Annotated in this window: 17 protein-coding genes; 2 read left to right on the top strand and 15 right to left on the bottom strand. The window is 40.5% G+C overall.

Features of this window, described 5'->3' with window-relative positions; all coding sequences use genetic code 11:
* Positions 1–7 precede the first annotated feature (7 nt).
* The 9 genes from pheS to fruB form a co-directional block, all read right to left on the bottom strand.
* A complete protein-coding gene (gene pheS / locus AACL23_RS01515; protein ID WP_015874187.1) occupies positions 8–991 on the bottom strand; it encodes a phenylalanine--tRNA ligase subunit alpha in 984 nt (327 codons plus the stop codon).
* 140 nt (positions 992–1,131) lie between these two features.
* On the bottom strand, positions 1,132–1,488 hold the full coding sequence (gene rplT, locus AACL23_RS01510; protein ID WP_016857001.1) for a 50S ribosomal protein L20: 357 nt from the start codon (positions 1,486–1,488) through the stop codon (positions 1,132–1,134).
* Between the two features lie 39 nt (positions 1,489–1,527).
* Positions 1,528–1,725, bottom strand: coding sequence for a 50S ribosomal protein L35 (gene rpmI, locus AACL23_RS01505; protein ID WP_015874185.1), 198 nt, complete (start codon positions 1,723–1,725; stop codon positions 1,528–1,530).
* 97 nt (positions 1,726–1,822) lie between these two features.
* On the bottom strand, positions 1,823–2,377 hold the full coding sequence (infC, locus tag AACL23_RS01500) for a translation initiation factor IF-3 (RefSeq protein ID WP_100097087.1): 555 nt from the start codon (positions 2,375–2,377) through the stop codon (positions 1,823–1,825).
* A 16-nt stretch (positions 2,378–2,393) separates the two neighbouring features.
* Positions 2,394–4,310 (bottom strand): threonine--tRNA ligase, encoded by a 1,917-nt coding sequence (thrS, locus tag AACL23_RS01495; RefSeq protein WP_100096240.1) that lies wholly within the window; start codon positions 4,308–4,310, stop codon positions 2,394–2,396.
* 123 nt (positions 4,311–4,433) lie between these two features.
* Positions 4,434–5,696, bottom strand: a complete 1,263-nt coding sequence (locus tag AACL23_RS01490; RefSeq protein ID WP_100097088.1) for a pyridoxal phosphate-dependent aminotransferase — start codon at positions 5,694–5,696, stop codon at positions 4,434–4,436.
* 79 nt (positions 5,697–5,775) lie between these two features.
* Positions 5,776–7,479, bottom strand: a complete 1,704-nt coding sequence (gene fruA / locus AACL23_RS01485) for a PTS fructose transporter subunit IIBC (protein WP_339049676.1) — start codon at positions 7,477–7,479, stop codon at positions 5,776–5,778.
* An 11-nt stretch (positions 7,480–7,490) separates the two neighbouring features.
* Positions 7,491–8,426: a 1-phosphofructokinase gene (gene fruK, locus AACL23_RS01480; RefSeq protein WP_339049674.1), complete on the bottom strand. Its 936-nt coding sequence runs from the start codon at positions 8,424–8,426 to the stop codon at positions 7,491–7,493.
* Positions 8,423–9,556, bottom strand: coding sequence for a fused PTS fructose transporter subunit IIA/HPr protein (gene fruB, locus AACL23_RS01475; RefSeq protein WP_339049672.1), 1,134 nt, complete (start codon positions 9,554–9,556; stop codon positions 8,423–8,425). Before fruB ends, fruK begins: the two co-directional genes overlap by 4 nt.
* A gap of 229 nt (positions 9,557–9,785) precedes the next feature.
* On the opposite strand from fruB, the gene mtr reads away from it, so the two are divergent.
* Complete coding sequence (gene mtr / locus AACL23_RS01470; protein WP_100096244.1) at positions 9,786–11,024, top strand: tryptophan permease; 1,239 nt, start codon at positions 9,786–9,788, stop codon at positions 11,022–11,024.
* Positions 11,025–11,093: 69 nt separating this feature from the next.
* Here the strand turns inward: mtr and degS are convergent, their stop codons facing one another.
* Entirely contained in the window at positions 11,094–12,137 is a 1,044-nt protein-coding gene (degS, locus tag AACL23_RS01465) for an outer membrane-stress sensor serine endopeptidase DegS (protein WP_015874177.1), read from the bottom strand.
* A 64-nt stretch (positions 12,138–12,201) separates the two neighbouring features.
* Positions 12,202–12,594 (bottom strand): Z-ring associated protein ZapG, encoded by a 393-nt coding sequence (zapG, locus tag AACL23_RS01460; RefSeq protein WP_100096245.1) that lies wholly within the window; start codon positions 12,592–12,594, stop codon positions 12,202–12,204.
* Positions 12,595–12,680: 86 nt separating this feature from the next.
* Here zapG and zapE point away from each other — a divergent pair, with 86 nt between their 5' ends.
* Positions 12,681–13,823: a cell division protein ZapE gene (gene zapE, locus AACL23_RS01455; RefSeq protein WP_100096246.1), complete on the top strand. Its 1,143-nt coding sequence runs from the start codon at positions 12,681–12,683 to the stop codon at positions 13,821–13,823.
* 66 nt (positions 13,824–13,889) lie between these two features.
* Here zapE and uvrA read toward each other — a convergent pair whose 3' ends face one another.
* From uvrA to AACL23_RS01435, 4 genes are all read right to left on the bottom strand, one after another.
* Complete coding sequence (uvrA, locus tag AACL23_RS01450) at positions 13,890–16,721, bottom strand: excinuclease ABC subunit UvrA (protein WP_339049670.1); 2,832 nt, start codon at positions 16,719–16,721, stop codon at positions 13,890–13,892.
* A 428-nt stretch (positions 16,722–17,149) separates the two neighbouring features.
* Positions 17,150–18,166 (bottom strand): hypothetical protein, encoded by a 1,017-nt coding sequence (locus AACL23_RS01445; protein WP_339049669.1) that lies wholly within the window; start codon positions 18,164–18,166, stop codon positions 17,150–17,152.
* A 7-nt stretch (positions 18,167–18,173) separates the two neighbouring features.
* A complete protein-coding gene (locus AACL23_RS01440) occupies positions 18,174–18,386 on the bottom strand; it encodes a hypothetical protein (RefSeq protein WP_171967706.1) in 213 nt (70 codons plus the stop codon).
* Positions 18,387–18,553: 167 nt separating this feature from the next.
* Positions 18,554–18,931 carry a hypothetical protein gene (locus AACL23_RS01435; RefSeq protein WP_171967705.1) on the bottom strand — a complete coding sequence of 126 codons (378 nt, stop codon included), beginning with the start codon at positions 18,929–18,931 and terminating at the stop codon, positions 18,554–18,556.
* Between the last annotated feature and the right edge of the window lie 98 nt (positions 18,932–19,029).

The following is a 19,029-nucleotide window of genomic DNA, read 5'->3' as shown; positions in this document are numbered from 1 at the left end:
CAATGCCTTATTTAAACTGTTTAAGGAAACGGACATCGTTTTCAAAAAAAGCCCTTAAATCCGTCACACCGTAAGCTATCATGGCTAAACGTTCTATCCCCATTCCAAATGCAAAACCTGAATAATGTTCAGGATCAATATTCAGGTGGGTTAGTATATTCGGATGCACCATGCCACAGCCCAACACTTCAAGCCATTCGCCATTTTGGGTCATGACATCAACCTCTGCGGAAGGCTCAGTAAAGGGAAAATAAGAAGGACGAAAACGAGTCGGAAGCTCTTTTTGAAAAAAATACTGCAAAAAACACTGCAAGGTGTTTTTTAAATTCGCAAAACTGATGTCTGAATCGAGGATCAATCCTTCCATTTGATGAAACATGGGGGTGTGCGTTTGATCGTAATCATGACGATAAACGCGGCCAGGCGCGATGACTCTAAGGGGAGGGCCTTTTTTTTTCATGGTACGAATTTGGACACCAGAAGTCTGAGTTCTTAATAGCCGCTCGCTATCAAACCAAAAGGTATCCTGCTCTGTACGAGCCGGATGATGAGAAGGAATGTTGAGGGCATCAAAATTATGTTCGCTGTCTTCGATCTCTGGCCCTGATTCGACGGAAAATCCCCATTTTTTAAAAAAACATTCAATGCGTTGAATGGTCAGTGTCACGGGATGGAGCCCGCCATGTTGTAATCGGCGACCCGGCAATGAGACGTCAATGATTTCAGAAGACAAACGCCGCGCTAACAACTCAGATTGTAGTGTTTTTTTTCGAGTATCAAGCCATTGTTGTATTTGCTTTTTGGCTTGATTAATGACACGACCTGCGGCAGGCCTATCTTCAACGGACAACTGACTCAAAGAGGCCATATGAGTACTAAAATGTCCTTTTTTGCCGAAATAAGAGACTCGTATTAGATCCAATGCCTCCGTATTTTGAGCGTTTTTTATTTCTTTTTGAGCATTCGCCACAAAATCTGAAAGATCTGTCATTATTTTCTCTTGATGTTGAGAGTATGAAGGAAGCAGGGCCCACAAATAGAAGGTTATTTAAAAAATGCCATTCATTTTAAAATGGCTCAACGGAAAAAGGGAGACCAGCTCCCTTTTTGAAACGATTTGTTGATCTCAATTTACACTAAAGCCTCTTTTGCTTTTTTGGCCAAGGCCGCGAAGCTGGGTTTATCAAAAACCGCAATATCCGCTAACATTTTACGATCAATGTCAATAAAGGCTTTCTTTAAACCATTGATCAAGCAGCTATAAGACAGACCGTGCTCACGAGCGGCTGCATTAATACGTGTGATCCAGAGTTGACGAAATTGACGCTTGCGTTGACGACGGTCACGGTAGGCATATTGCCCTGCTTTGGTGACCGCCTGAACAGCAACACGATATACACGAGAGCGTGCACCGTAGTAGCCTTTTGCCTGTTTTAATATTTTTTTGTGGCGTGCACGTGCAACCACTCCGCGTTTTACTCGAGCCATTGGCTTCTCCTAGTCTATATATTCAACATAAAAAATACGTTATGCGTAAGGCAAACAGGCTACGACTGAAGCGATATCATTTTGAGATACCAACCCTTTAGGACGTAACTGACGTTTACGTTTGGTGGATTTTTTAGTCAGAATATGACGAAGATACGCGTGCTTACGTTTGAAGCCACCGCTGGCTGTTTTTTTAAAGCGCTTCGCCGCTGCGCGCACTGTTTTAATCTTTGGCATTAATATCACTCACTTTTGATGACTTTGAGTCAATTGTTATGTTAACAGACAAGGCGAACAGGCTATGACCTCACAACCTGTCACTTCGATTTTAGCCCTACTGCTTTTTTTTTGGTGCAAGCACCATGCTGATTTGCCGGCCTTCAATTCTCGCAGGAAAAGATTCGACAAGAGCAATACTATTTTCAGATTCACATAAATCTCTACGAATACGTTCCAGCATGGCCATCCCAATTTGTTGATGTGCCATTTCGCGCCCACGAAAACGTAAAGTGATTTTTGCTTTATCTCCCTCTTCTAAAAAGCGAGTCAGGCTGCGTAATTTAACCTGATAGTCCCCTTCATCGGTGCCAGGACGAAACTTCACTTCCTTCACCTGAATGACACGTTGCTTTTTTTTCTGATCTTTGATTGATTTGCTTTTTTCATAAAGAAATTTGCCGTAATCCATAACGCGACAAACAGGCGGATCTGCGTTCGGACTGATTTCTACCAAGTCGACGCCGGCTTCTTCCGCTTTTTGTAGAGCAACAGCAATACTGACAATGCCAATTTGCTCTCCCTCTATGCCCGTTAAACGGACTTCTGGGACGCGAATCTCTTTATTAATACGATTAGGACGCGCTAATGGAACTCTTTTTCCGGGTTTAATACTTTTTTCCTCCAAGTTAATGAAGACAACGGCTACTGATTTCTTCCAGTAGCTTGTCTGCGAATACGTTAACAGAAAAAGATCCCAAATCTTTGCCACTGTGAGTACGAACGGCAATCTGATTTGATTCAACCTCTTTATCACCACAAACCAATATATATGGAATTCTATATAAAGTATGCTGGCGGATTTTAAAGCCAATCTTCTCGTTTCTCAAGTCTACTTTTGCCCGAACGCCCAACTGTTGCAAGTTTTTTGCTACTTTTTTGACATAATCAGACTGTTTTTCCGTAATATTGATCAGCATCACCTGCACTGGCGCCAGCCAAACTGGGAAAAAACCGGCATACTCTTCTGTCAAGATCCCTATAAAACGCTCTATTGAACCGAGAATCGCACGATGAATCATCACAGGGACCTGACGTTCACTGTTTTCATCAATATAAAATGCATTGAGACGAACAGGTAATGAAAAATCGAGCTGAACCGTACCACACTGCCAGGCACGATCCAAACAATCATAGAGCGTAAACTCAATTTTTGGACCATAAAAAGCGCCTTCTCCTGGCTGTAATTCAAAGGTCATTCCTTGCTCTTTTAACACAGAAGCTAAATCTTCCTCTGCTTGCGTCCAGATTTCGTCTGAACCAATCCGTTTTTCTGGACGGGTCGATAGCTTCACAGCGATCTTTTTAAAGCCAAAGGTCTGGTAGATATCATAAGTCATTTTGATGCAATTGCTGACTTCTTTGCGTACTTGTTTCTCTGTACAAAAAATATGCGCATCATCTTGAGTAAATCCTCTGACGCGCATTAAGCCGTGCAAGGCTCCCGAAGGTTCATTACGATGACAACTGCCGAATTCAGCCATCCGCAAGGGTAAATCACGATAGGATTTCAGGCCTTGCTTAAATATTTCGAGATGTCCTGGGCAGTTCATAGGTTTGATGCAGTATTCTCGATTTTCAGACAAGGTAGTGAACATATGTTCGCTGTAATTTTCCCAATGCCCTGTTTTTTCCCAGAGCACGCGATCCATCATGAATGGGCCTTTCACTTCTTGATATTCGTACTCTTTTAGTTTTTCACGTATTAAAGTTTCCAATTCACGAAAAACTATCCAACCGTTTTCATGCCAAAACACCATGCCTGGCGCTTCTTCCTGGAAATGATACAGATCCTGTGTCTTACCGATTTTTCGATGATCACGTTTGGTGGCTTCTTCTAATCTATTTAAATAAGCATCAAGTTGTTTTTTATCGCTCCAGGCTGTGCCGTAAACGCGTTGCAATGTTTTGTTTTTACTATCACCTCGCCAATAGGCACCAGAGGTTTTCTGTAATTTGAAGTAATGGCAAAAGCTCATATTGGGAACATGAGGGCCACGACACATGTCGATATATTCTTCATGAAAATACAAGTTTGGCTGATCGCTGCTATCAATATTTTCATCTAAAATGGCGATTTTGTAAGATTCACCTCGTTTAGAAAAAGTATCTCGCGCTTTTTGCCAGCTGACTTTTTTTTTGATCACTGTGTAATTTTTATGCGCCAGTTCGTGCATTCGTTTTTCTAAAAGCTCTAAATCTTCCTGCGTCAAAGGGCTTTCAATGTCTAAATCGTAATAAAAGCCATTTTCTATCACAGGGCCTATGGCCATTTTTGTCTCTGGCCAGAGTTGCTTTACCGCATGACCTAATAAATGAGCACAAGAATGGCGAATAATTTCGACCGCCTCGCCATCTGAAGGGGTGATAATTTGAAGTTTTCCATCGACACTGAGCAAATCACAGGCATCGATCAATTGATCATTAAAACGCCCCGCAATGCAGGATTTGGCTAAACGAGGATGAATGTCGAGAGCGACATCAAGCACAGAAAGCGATTGTTCATAATGACGTGTACTGCCATCAGGCAGGGTAATAACTGGCATTCTCGGTTCCTTAGTGAGAAAAAATAATAGACCTCGTTAAAAAACCACAACCGGGCTGTGATTGATTTATTGCGCGTTTTAGTAAACAGTTTTGCTGGGCTACAGTTTTGAAAAAAGTCTTATTTATTGACGATAAGAAGACAAAAATCGTTTTAGTTTTTTAATACCCTGAGCCAATTCATTAACGGCGGGCAAAATAACGATACGCACATGATCGGGCTCAGGCCAATGAAAAGCCCTTCCATGCACTAATAAGACTTTCTCTTGTAAAAGAAGATCTAACACCATTTTTTGGTCATCGTACAAATGAAACCGTTTTGTATCGAATTTGGGGAACATATAAAGTGCGCCAGCGGGTTTAGTACAAGATAATCCAGGAATTTCATTGATCAGATGCCACGCCATTTCTCTTTGTTCGTACAAACGGCCCTTGGGCTTAATCAATTCGTTAATGCTTTGATAGCCCCCTATGGCCGTCTGAATCGCATGTTGCATCGGCACATTGGCACACAAACGCATCGAGGCCAACATCTCCAAACCTTCAATATAGTCCTTTGCGTGTTTTTTAGGCCCATGTAATACCATCCAACCTTGTCGAAATCCTGCCACTCTGTAGGTTTTCGATAATCCGTTAAACGTCACTGTAAACAAATCAGGCGCTAAAGCCGCAATGGAATGATGCTGCGCGCCATCGTAAAGAATTTTGTCATAAATTTCATCTGCAAAAATGATTAAATCATGCTGACGGGCGATCTCTACAATCTCTGATAATAAAGCTTTGCTATATACTGATCCTGTTGGATTATTGGGATTAATAATGACAATCCCTTTCGTAGAAGACGTAATTTTACGACGAATATCGCACAGATCTGGAAACCAGTCAGCGCCTTCATCACAGAGGTAATGAACCGCTTTTCCATTTGCAAGAGAAACCGCTGCCGTCCACAAGGGATAATCTGGCGCAGGGATCAACATTTCATCCCCATTATTTAATAACGCCTGCATCGATTGAACAATCAGCTCTGAAACGCCATTCCCAATGTAGATGTCTTCTACTGTGAGATGGTGCATGTTTCGGGCTTGATAATGTTGCATGATGGCTTTACGAGCGGAATACAGCCCTTTCGAATCACAGTAACCTTGAGCCGTCGGCAAATTACGAATCACATCGACCAGAATTTCTTCAGGCGCATTGAAACCAAAAGGCGCTGGGTTGCCGATGTGGAGCTTTAAAACATGATGCCCTTCTTCTTCAAGACGTTTCGCTTCTTTTAAGACAGGGCCACGAATATCGTAACAAACCTCATCTAATTTATGAGATTTTTTAATATTAGAGCGCTTTTCTGAAAACGTTGAAGGTTCTTTATCTTTTTCTGTAGAAGGCATAATCAAAAATGTCTCTGTTAAAGATCGATGAAAACGATCCCAGTACTTTAAAAAATCACTCTTAAAAATTTTTTTAAAATTAAGCCTCTGTAACCAGAGGCGCATTCCGCGATTTTAAAATAGCATAAAGTATTCCAGTCAATACTGTGCCGGCCAAAATAGCCACTAAATAAAGGATCGCAGGATGAATCGCACCTGGGATCATTAAAACAAATAATCCACCATGGGGTGCCATTAATTTTGCGCCAAACATCATCGAGAGCGCCCCTGTTAAAGCGCCTCCGGCGATACAGCAGGGCAATACTCTCATCGGATCTCTGGCTGCAAAGGGAATCGCACCTTCAGAAACAAAACACAAACCCAACACCAAAGCGGCTTTCCCTGCCTCTCGTTCGCTGGTTTCAAATTTATGCCTAGCCAGAAATGTCGCTAGCCCCATCGCCAGTGGGGGCACCATCCCTGCGGACATAATCGCCGCCATCGGCGCATAAACCGAGGAACTTAAGAGAGCAACCCCAAAAGAATAAGCCGCTTTATTCACCGGTCCTCCCATGTCTGAACACATCATTCCTCCCAAAATCGCACCTAGCAGAACCGCATTAGCCGTTTCTATGGCTTCTAACCAGCTTGTCAGCGCTGCCATGATTTGAGCAACAGGTTCGCCGATCAGATAGATCATGATAAGACCAACAATAAGGCTGCTTATTAATGGAATGATAAGAATAGGTTTTAACGCGTTCATGCTAGAAGGGAGATATAATTTCGTGCTGATGATTTTTGAGACATAACCTGCAAGAAAACCGGCAATGATGCCCCCTAAAAATCCAGCGCCTGTACTGACCGCCAACATGCCCCCAATCAGTCCCGGTGTTAAACCGGGACGATCAGCAATAGAAAAAGCAATAAAACCGGCTAACACGGGCACCATCAAAGCAAAAGCAGAAGCGCCCCCGATTTGCATTAAGGCGGCGGCAAGTGTCCCTGGCGTTTCAAATGCTTTGATGCCAAATATAAAAGAAAGCGCGATACACAACCCACCAGCAACCACCATGGGAAGCATATAAGACACTCCGGTCAGCAAATGACCATATATACCCTGACCTTGATCTGTCCGGCTGTGAGATGGTTTTGCGTGCTGGGAAGGAGAATGATAAATCTCTGATGTGGCTAAAGCATGATCGAACTCTTGAGCGGTTTTTTTTAATGCTGAAGATGTGGAAGTACGGTACAACCGTTTTCCTTGAAATTTATCCAGATTGACTTCGATATCCGCAGCAACGATAACCAAATCAGCGGCTTCAATGTCTTCGGCCGTGAGAGTATTAGCGGCACCGACCGAACCTCTTGTTTCCACTTTGACCCAAAAATTTCGTTTGTGGGCTTCTGATTCAATCGCTTCTGCAGCCATAAAGGTATGAGCAACACCAGTAGGACAGGCTGTGATTGCAACAATACGTTTTGTTTGGTGAGAAAGGTCGGGGGTTTTTTCAGAGGCTTGATACATTTTTGCTTCAGCTTGATACATTTTTGCTTCAGATAGAGCCTGTTTTAAAAAAACGTCAGGATCATTTAGTGCTGATTCTAATGAGCCTGTAAATAATTTTTTATTTTCAAATACACCAAATTCGTCTCTAACTGCACCAACGGCAATAATCAACTCTGCATCGTCTGGCTTTTCTACAAAATGCAATTGTAATTTATCTGCGCTGGTTTTTAACATCCATTCAGCCAGATATTGGCTGGCTGGCCCGTAATGGCTGTCTATGATTAATAATGTTTTCATGATATCTCCAATTAACTCAAGGGTTGTAGATTGACTCGAGCCATCATGGCATCGAGCTTATCAATATCATCAATACCGACACCGCTTTGACTGACAGTGATACAGGATATGGCTGTGGCCAGACGTAAGCTATGTGCATAAGTTTTACCTGTAAGCAACCCATAAATTAAACCCGCAACCATCGAATCTCCAGCTCCTACGGTACTGACCACTTTACAGGCAGGAGCAGAGGCAAAATACCCTCCATCTTTATAAATCCAAATAGCGCCTTCATCCCCCAGAGACACGATGACATGTTCGATGCCTTCTTGATGCAATTTTTTGGCTGCTGCCACGACATCTGAAAAATGAGATAAATCAACGCCCGCCCATATTTTTAATTCAGAGAGATTCGGTTTTACAAGCCAGGGTAATACTTTTAAACCGATTTTTAATGCTTCCCCACTGCTGTCAAATACCAGACGAGGGCACTTTTCTTTAACTGCCTTTATCCATAGACTAAAATCATGAATATCAATCCCTATAGGTAAACTGCCACTCACCACGACGAGATTGACATTATTTAAGATATTCATTGAATGAGAATAAAAATCCTCCCAATTTTTCGAATTGATTTCAAAACCAGAAAAATTAAAATCCGTGCTGATGTTCTCTGCATCAGTTAATTTCATGTTAATACGTGTTCTACCTGGCACAGTGTGAAACTGTGCGGGCATCCCTAATATTTTTGAAGAAAATCCTTCTTTATTTTCTTCCCCCAAAAAACCACTGACAGTGACTGGCATACCGAGGTCTCTGAGTACTTTAGCAACATTGATGCCTTTTCCTGCGGCATATAAGCCATGGGTTTGAATACGATTCACTTCGCCATATTCTATTTTTTTGCAGGAGCCCATCAAATCGTAAGCAGGGTTCAATGTAAAAGTAAGAATGTGATTTTTTTTCAAGCCAATGTCTCCCCTAAACCAGACGTAATCGCCTTGCCTATTTCCTTTAATGCCGTAGAAGCATCTTCACCCTGAGCAGTAAACTGTAAGCGATGACCTTGCTTACACCCTAATCCGACCACTTTCATTAAGCTGCAGGCATTCACTTTTTTACCTGTGCCATTTAGATTAGCAACGTTGATCTCACTGTTAAATTGTTTGATCAGATTCACCAGCAAGGTGGCAGGGCGTGTATGTAACCCATGTTTATTTTGGATCACAAATTCTGCACTGACCGTTTGAGTAGAGTCTATATAATCGCTTGTCAATAAAGATAGCAAAGTGCTGGCATCCGCTTTTAACAATAAGCCGGCTTTTTTTGTTAACAATAATTGGCCCAGGTAAGCTAAAACCCTCTTGGGTTTGTCGTCGGCTGCAGATACAGTCAGCAGCAAGCTCACCTCCTGATCATCATGTTTAAAAGGAGTTAATGGACGGCTTATCGCGATAGCACTGAGAAGGTTACCTTTTGTGGTATCACTTAACCAAATACCTTCTCCAAGATGGACGGGCGATTGAAGAATCACTTCACTGACAAAGTGTTCATCCACTGAGGAGATTTCTTTTAAACGACCCGCATTTAATGCTTTTAGTGTGGTCATATTTTCTGTGGGCACATCTAAAGCAATCAGCGAAATATCAAAGAAAAGATCAGGATTTTTTGTTTCTCCTATTAATAGCGATCTTAATTCTGTTGCTGACTTGGTTTGAGCTAATTTTTTAGCGACTGCATTGTCATTTAGTACGTAAGTTAGTTGTCTTAGTAAAGACAGATGCTCATCAGAATGAGCGGCAATTCCAATCACAATATAAGCAATGTGATCGACATCCCACTCAATTCCTTTGGGGAATTGAAATACTTGTATCCCTGTTTTTTTTATTAAAGCACGGCTTTCAGTTGTGCCATGTGGGATAGCGATTCCATTGCCAAGATAGGTTGAAATTTGTTCTTCGCGTTGGATCATATCTTTGACATAACTCTCGTCAACTTCTCCTGCTAGTGCTAATGCTTTTGCCACTTGTTTTATTGCTTCAATTTTGTTTGAAGCATGGCAATCCAAATGAATGTTTTCTATTGACAACTGGAACATAGACTCTCCCTACTCTGGAAGGTAAAAAATGACATCACTAGTAAAAGTATCAATTAATACAAGAGACCTTTATTTCAAAATCGACGAATAACTGGCTTGCCTTTACTACGGTTTTTCAAGTAAGTCTAACCTATTTTTTGATTTACAATGTTTATTTAAAGACACACTATTAAATAGTACAACGAAATAAAAACGAGATAATCAAAAACTGATTTTTCTGGAGTAAAGCATGTCCATCAATCCAATAAAAAAAATACCTTCCCTATTAGGGGGCAGTATGATTATTGCCGGCACTACAATCGGAGCAGGCATGTTTTCTATTCCTATTGTTACGGCGGGTGTCTGGTTCAATGGATCTGTCTTTTTGCTGATTTATACCTGGGCATGCATGCTCATTTCTGGTTTGATGATTCTAGAGGTGAATCTTCATTATTCTGTCGGGGCGAGTTTTTATCGCATGACAAAAGATCTATTAGGTCGAATATGGAGCTGCATCAACGGGCTTTCTATTGCTTTTGTTCTGTATATTCTGATTTACGCTTATATTTCTGCGGGCAGTTCCATTATTTTTCATACTTTTTCTGGGATCTTTAATGTTAGCCAATCTGCTGCAGGTATGTGTTTCTCTGTCGTCGTGGCTTTTATCGTGTGGTTATCGACTCGAATGGTCGATCGCTTAAGTACCTTTTTAATAGGGGCTATGGTGATTACCTTTATTCTCTCTGTTGGCCAGCTATTTTTTCGTGTAGAGACGGCTATACTCTTTCCTCAGAATATTGAGCCCACGCAATACTTGCCTTATGCACTGATCAGTTTACCCTATTTATTAAGTTCTTTCGGTTACCATGGCAATGTGCCTGGCCTGGTTAAGTATTATCATAAAAACAGCGATTGTGTCGTAAAAAGTCTCTTTTTTGGCACCTTGATAGCATTAATCATTTATTTAATTTGGCAATACGTCATACAGGGAAATATTCCGAGAGAATCTTTTAAACAGGTGATCACAGAAGGTGGGAATATCAGTAGTTTGCTCAAACAAATAGATAGCTTTTCTGATACCGATATCACTCGTCAATTATTAAATGCTTTTTCTTATATGGCGTTGGTGAGCTCATTTTTAGGCGTTTCTTTAGGTTTATTTGATTATATCTCTGATTTTTTCTCATTTTCTGATGACAGCTGGGGCCGCACGAAATCTGCTTTAGTGACATTTTTACCTCCTACCGTTGCTGCTTTCTTTTTTCCTGACGGATTTTTATATGCCATTGGTTTTGCTGGTTTGGCCGCTACTTTATGGGCAGTGATCATTCCGGCATTAATGGTCAGAGCCAGCCGTCTGCGTTTTAAGAAATCGGTTTACCAGGCGCCGGGGGGTAAAATAATGATTTATTTTATTATTTTTTTTGGTTTGATCAATGCTGTGTCACAGATTTTGTCATTAGCTGGCGTGTTGCCAATCTATCAATAGCCCTTTTTCAAAATCGGGCGGCTAAACGGTTTTTGGGTAAATTTGATCAAGCAGATAGATTAAATAGGCCTAATTATAGGGGTTTTCAATAATAGTGAGGTTTAACGTGATATTTTGACCATTACGTAGAACAACGATAGGGATCTGGCTACCAGGCGGGATTTCTGCTACTTGGTCCATGGTCTCAATAGTAGAATGGCTGCGTTTATTATTCACACTTAAAATAATATCGCCTTTCTGTACTCCGGATAGAGCAGCAGGCCCATTGGGTGAAACATGATTGACTTTAATCCCACGGAAATGATTTTGGTTATCATCATCATGAAATAGAGGATAATCGCTCCCTGCGATACCAATATAACCACGAATAACACGCCCATTCAGGATCAACTTATGCATCACTTTGATGGCTAAAGCGGCTGGAATGGCAAATCCTATTCCTTCTGGTACTTGGCCATAGCTGTTGGCGGTATCAACAGATAACGTATTGATACCCACCAGCTCACCTAAGGTATTCACTAAGGCTCCCCCGGAATTACCCTGATTAATTGAGGCATCGGTTTGTAAAAAATTTTGACGCCCTGAGCCACTCAAACCCACACGACCTGTAGCGCTGATAATACCCTGGGTTATTGTTTGGCCTAAATTATAAGGATTGCCTATCGCCAGGACGACATCTCCAACATGAGTGATACGATTTTGATTCATTGGAATAACGTGAAGGTTGTCTGCATCAATTTTTAATACCGCCAAATCTGTTAAGCTATCTGAACCTACCAGCGAAGCTTCGTAAATTTGTCCGTTCTGTAAAGCCACAATAATTTTATCTGCATGATTAATCACATGTTTATTGGTAATAATATAACCCTTGGGACTCATAATAACACCAGAGCCCAGCTCAGGAGCCCGATTGATATTACTGTTATATACATTCACTACTGCCGGTGCGGCGGTCTGAACACTTTGTGCATAACTAATAGGGGTTTTATTGTCAGTAAAATTAAAAAAGGGGATTTTTTTAATAAAAGAGAAAGGAGACTTGGAGGTGAATATTAAAATAATCCCACCAATAACCACCCCTAAAATAGCAGAAGAGAGTAATTTTTTAAGCATATTGTTTTAAACATTGGTTAGATATCAAGAAAATTGAAGAACAAATCGGACAATAAATAATTTATTATTTAGAATTTTCTGTAAAAGCGGATGATCCATCAGAATAATCTCGCGGGGGGATTTTTATTTTCTCTGCACGATTGATGGAATCAACTTCTGTTAAAGGCGGATGTGATAAATTATTTTTTAATGGCAAATCAGGCAATAATTGGTTCGAATTTTTTGCGATATGCTGATACAACTTACGATAGTCTTGTGCCATATTATCGAGTAATTCAGAACTGTGTGCAAAATAATCTATTAATTCTTGACGATATTGTTCTAAATCAGCTTTATTTCTTTCTAATTGCGTTTGTAGTATTTTTTGTTCACGCAGTTTTGGGTTTAAAAAACGCATTCCCAAGGCACCGACAGCGACACCTAGAATGAAACTGATTAATCCGTATTCCCAAGTCATGATGGCCTCTTTGATCTTACTGTTTAATCAAATATGTTGATTAATGATATTGACTATAACTGCTGATGGCTTTGAATGGAATTTTCATGCAAAAAAATGATCTTACATTCCACTATCAAAAAGAGATAGCCGATCAACACTTTCAGGTTGATGAAAAACAATTGAAAGCGGTTTCTGAGCTAGAGAGCATTGCTTGTCAACTGATCAATCGACCTGTTGTATTACCCACTCAATATACTCGATTCCGGAAACTATTAAACTGTTTCTCTCGTAAAGAAAAAAATACGGTGATGACACCGGTACAAGGTTTGTATCTTTGGGGAGGAGTTGGTCGAGGTAAAACCTGGTTAATGGATCTGTTTTTTCATCATTTAGAAACTGAACGTAAATTGAGACTCCATTTTCACCGTTTTATGTTAATCATTCATGATGCGCTCACGCAATTGGCTGGACATCAAAACCCTTTAGAAATAGTAGCAGACCGATTTAAAGCACAAACTGATCTTCTCTGTTTCGATGAATTTTCTGTTTCTGATATTACTGACGCCATGTTATTGGCAACAGTATTAAAAGCCTTGTTTTCTCGTGGGATCACCCTGATTGCTACTTCAAATATTCCTCCCGATCAGCTTTATTATCATGGACTACAGCGCGCACGCTTTATGCACACAATTGATTTGATAAAAAAACATTGTCATGTCATTCATCTTGATTCAGACATCGATTATCGACAACGAGCGCTTAAAAACGCTTATTTATATTTCACGCCATTAAATCAAAAAACAGAAGAGGCCATGTCCAATTTATTTATAAAATTGGCAAAAAAACAAAAAGATCAGGTGTGTTTACTTAATATCAATCACCGTTTTTTGAAAGCGATTCGTGTCACAGAAGGTCTATTAGCGATTGATTTTTTTGTTTTATGCATAGAGCCTCGCAGTTCCTCTGATTACGTTTTATTATCCCGCTTATATCACACAGTTCTACTCCATAATGTAGTCGTCATGGGGATAGGGCCGGCAGCAAAAACCGATGACAATACTGCACGACGTTTTTTAGCTTTAATTGATGAATTTTATGAAAGAAAGGTGAAATTAATCATTTCTGCTCAAGTGCCTATATCTGAACTTTATCAGGGGGAACATCTTACATTTGAATATCGGCGTTGTGTATCAAGACTGAAGGAAATGCAGAGCGAAGAGTATTTAAGCCAACCCCATTTGCCTTAAATATCTCTATAAAAAAGGTGAAATCAATATTTGTCCATATTATGTAGGTAAAAATGAAAGTATGATTTATTTTTTATGTAATAAAGGCTTTAAAAAACGAGCAGTATGAGAATCTGTACATTCTACGATTTCTTCTGGCGTGCCTGAAACCAAAATGTGCCCACCCCCATTACCGCCTTCAGGCCCTAAATCTACAATCCAATCTGCTGTTTTAATCACATCCAGATTATGCTCAATCACCACAATCGTATTCCCCTGATCCCGGAGTCTGTGTAATACCGATAATAATTGCTCTATGTCCGCAAAATGTAATCCCGTTGTTGGCTCATCCAATATATATAGCGTCTTTCCTGTCGCACGTTTTGAAAGTTCACGCGATAATTTTATCCGTTGCGCCTCTCCTCCAGAAAGCGTCGTCGCTGATTGGCCCAGACGAATATAAGATAAACCCACTTCTGTTAACGTCTGTAATTTGCTTGTTAACACAGGCACAGCTTGAAAAAAATTTAAAGATTCTTCAACCGTCATATCCAGTACTTGATGTATATTTTTTCCTTTATATTTGATCTCCAAAGTTTCACGGTTATAACGTTTCCCTTTACAGTGATCACACTGCACATAAACATCAGGCAAAAAATGCATCTCTACCTTAATCAGTCCATCTCCTTGACAGGCTTCACAACGACCCCCTTTCACATTAAAACTAAAACGTCCCGCCTTATAACCCCTGCTCCGTGATTCAGGAACCGCCGCAAATAACTCACGAACAGGCGTGAAAACACCCGTATAAGTGGCTGGATTCGATCGAGGTGTGCGGCCAATTGGGCTTTGATCAATATCGATCACTTTATCAAAATGTTCTAATCCTTCAATTTTACGATAACGAGCAGGCTGAGTCTCAGTGGCACCATTGAGTTCACGCTGAGCAATAGGATAAAGGGTGTCATTGATCAGGGTTGATTTACCCGAACCCGACACTCCCGTCACACAAATCAATAAACCCACAGGCAATATTAAAGTGATGTTTTTGAGATTATTGCCTTCGGCACCGGTTAACTTAAGTACTTTCTTGTGATCTGCTGCAACACGCTGAGATGGAATGATAATTTTTCGTCGCCCACTGAGAAATTGCCCCGTTACAGATTTAGCCGCCGCCATAATATCTTCCACTGTTCCTTCAGCTACCACTTTTCCTCCATGAACGCCGGCACCAGGACCGATGTCAATCACATGATCGGCGGTACGAATAGCGTCTTCATCGTGCTCCACCACAATCACTGTATTTCCTAAATCACGTAAATAAATCAAGGTATTGATTAATCTTTGATTATCTCTTTGATGCAAACCGATAGAAGGCTCATCCAATACATACATGACCCCCATTAAACCCGCCCCGATTTGGCTTGCCAAACGAATACGCTGGGCTTCACCACCCGATAAGGTTTCAGCAGAACGTGAAAGTGAAAGATAATTTAGTCCCACACTGACTAAAAATTTCAGTCTGTCTCTGATTTCCTGCAAAATTTTTTCTGCAATTTGAGCGCGCTGCCCAATTAACTGAATGCTTTCAAAAAACAGCAATGCTTCGGCAATACTGAGATCAGAAAGCTCTGAAATGCTCTTCTCTTCTATAAAAACGTAACGCGCTTCTTTACGTAGACGAGTGCCATGGCAGGAGGTACAACAACGATGACTGATAAATTTGCCCAATTGTTCACGGACGGCAATTGATTCAGTTTCTTTATATCGACGCTCTATATTATTGAGAATACCCTCAAATGGATAACATCTTATTGTGGTATCACCTCGATCATTCACATATTTGAAACTGATAGTTTCGTTTCCAGAACCATATAAAATCGCTTTTTTTATATGACTTTTTAAAACCCGAAAGGGTGTTTGAATATCAAATTGATAATAATTTGCCAAAGAATTGAGCATTTGAAAATAATAAGAATGACGGCGATCCCAACCTACAATTGCCCCACCGGCTAAGGAAAGTTCTTCGTTCTGAATCAGTTTTTGGGGATCAAAAAATTGCTGAACGCCTAACCCATCACAGCTTGGACAGGCACCAGCTGGGTTATTAAAAGAGAACAAGCGGGGTTCGAGTTCACTGATACTATAATGACATAGAGAGCAGGCAAAATTATCAGAAAACAGAAGCTCTTTTGATTTTGGAGAGTCCATATCAGCGATAACAGCGGTGCCTCCCGATAATTCTAATGCGGTCTCAAAAGATTCTGCCAAACGTTGAGCCATATCAGGACGCACTTTAAAACGATCAACCACCACTTCAATAGAATGTTTTTTGTGTGGATCTAATGTCGGTATATTTAACAGCTCATGTATCTCACCATTGATCCGTACGCGAAGATAGCCTTGGGTCACTAAATTTTTTAAAATTTTAGCCTGTTCACCTTTTCGGTTATTCACTAATGGCGCTAATAACATCAAACGACGCCCTGTGGGTTGGGCCATGATATGATCTACCATTTGGCTCACGGTTTGAGCTGTGAGCGATAAATTGTGTTCTGGGCAACGGGGTTCCCCCACTCGAGCAAATAATAGACGCAGATAATCATGAATTTCAGTAATCGTACCCACAGTCGAACGAGGATTATGTGAAGTTGATTTTTGTTCGATAGAAATAGCGGGGGAGAGACCTTCTATGTGTTCGACATCAGGTTTTTCCATTAATGATAAAAATTGGCGCGCATAAGACGAAAGAGATTCCACATAACGGCGTTGACCTTCAGCATATAAAGTATCGAAAGCTAACGAAGATTTGCCAGAGCCAGATAATCCTGTAATCACAATCAATTTATCTCTAGGAATGGTCAATGTTATATTGTTCAGATTGTGAGTGCGAGCACCTCGAATTTCGATATTTTTCATTCAAAACTTCCTGGTTGAAGGTCACTGGAGGATCATTAAAAAATAGAAGATGTACGGCTTGATTTATGGCGTAACTGGTATGAACAAATTGCTTCATCGTCCCGGGTTGACCTGAAAAAAGCCGGCAGTTATTCGGCACAAGTTTCCCGGAAACAACAGAGTTTATCGAAAAATATGATGCCTTCAAGCAGACTGCCGGTGACCATGAGCCGATTTTTTTATGGATGAGATCCCAAACACAGTCAACGAACTTGCCACCGAAAAAGCTTTCGGACTGCAATAAAAAAACTTAAATTCTGGCGGCAGACTTCTCAATTTACAATGATCTGGTGACTACGGATATTTTATCTAAATATTCAGAGGTAAAATCGGAAACCAGTTGAACCATTACCTTTACGGATGAATTTAACAGACCCAGCATACTTTAATTATGGCCACTTTCTCTTACAAGGGGGGATGTAGCGTGCCACGGATGATGGCAGTAAACATAACACCCACCGACGACTCTGATGCCAAAATACTGACAACAATAATAATGCTGCGCCCAGCACAAATGCGACCACTGCAAAACTTTTGGTAAATTCAACAGCTGTTTTATTCAATAATGACGTAAAAACATATAGCACATAGCCAAGTGCAGAAACCATTAAAGCTCGCCGATCAATCGTCAAAGAAAGTAATGCTATCAGAATATAAATGATCAATACCAAAACCATTTGCAATAACCCCAACTCTCCCGAAGTCACTCCAATCATAATGAATACAGGGTGTACCAGCAGTGGCGCGGCCAATAAATGTAGCCAGAACGCGACATCAGTGCGACGAGTTTGACGCTGAATATCCAAAGCATCCCAATACATAGCCAAGCTAAAAACAAGTAACCCTATCAAAAAAATCAGCATTGAAAACAACGGTATATTGTTTTGTATCTCTGGAAATTCCAACCACAAAGTATACAAAAATCCACAAGCGACCGCACCTGTACCAGCAGCCACTGTGATAGGGACATGAAAACGTCGCCAATGGCACCATGCAGCCAAACTCATCAGTAAACTGATACTAAACAATCTAATAGAAGGGTTTTGAACCAAATAAACAGACGAAAGGCCGACACTGATCACAAAAGCCAATGATAGTATTATTGCAGGCAATGCCATACACCGCTTGCGGATAAAATATTCCGACAGCCCCCATGCCATAGTGGCAGATGCTAATAGACCAAGACTGTCATGAAGTTTGCCAACAATTATTTCTGTGGATACTAATAATAAAAGACTGGCAATCACGACAAAAATATCATTGAAACCTGTGATCAGTCGAAAATGCTCTTCATCTACTGCTGATGTTTTTTGTCGACTCTCAATATGCTTACGTAATGCATAAGCCGTCTGAGAGCTGATAATTTCTGCATTCACCGCGGATTCAATGTCTTCATTACTATACATACTCTGTTTATCCTGGTGTTTCATACTGTACGGACAACTCCACGTCGCCCACGAAAACTGGCCCCTCAATATTGTCTTTAATGATATCGTCATAGCGGCCTGAGCCTCGAAGATTAACACACCCTGTCGGCAAATCCGAATAGGGAAATACACTGGTCCAAAACGCCGAAGGGGTAGAATGAAGGGGTGTCTGTACCTCCCTCGTGCTTTTATAGCTCACCCAAATCAGTTCTGTGCGAAACTTATATCCACAGAAAACTGATATTTTAAACAAAAAAAAACGGGCAATCTGGAGAATCGTCAGGTTGCCCGTTTCATATTTCTATTTATTCAAACAGCACTGTGATGCCTTATTCGATGTGCTGAACCTATCTTTAAACCGCTTCTTTAAAATTTAGAGGCTGGAGGAGCATAAATCGGATTTCCTTGAACGACATCTTGAGCAAGATGACTCGAAACAGGCGCTATTTGATTGTCACGATAAAAATTCGACATCAATTGTATTGGCTTTCTAGAAGACAATTTACTGTTTGCTTCAAATAAGTCTGACTCGTCTACAAGGCCAGCTAATTCAGATCCATCAAAACGGATACCTTTTTTTATTAACAGGTTATCTATTTCTTTAAGTGTGAAATCAGGTTCTATTTTTATTGAATCAACTTCAATAATTTTATTAACGCTATCTCTTTTTATTTCATATACTTCTACTTCACCGATCTGTTTTTGTTTTTCGTGCTTTTTATGAGATTCAATGACTTTAATCACTTTTTTATTTTCACCTTCAATCTATTCCACTTTAATCACTTTAATTACTTCAATCTCTTTGCCATTTTTGTTTATTTTATTATAAACTTTCTTAGGGT

The sequence above is a fragment of the Candidatus Williamhamiltonella endosymbiont of Tuberolachnus salignus genome (assembly GCF_964019775.1).
GTDB classification, from domain to species: Bacteria; Pseudomonadota; Gammaproteobacteria; order Enterobacterales; family Enterobacteriaceae; genus Hamiltonella; species Hamiltonella defendens.
Note: the sequence above shows the minus strand (reverse complement) of the source record. Positions and strands in the feature narration are given on the sequence as shown.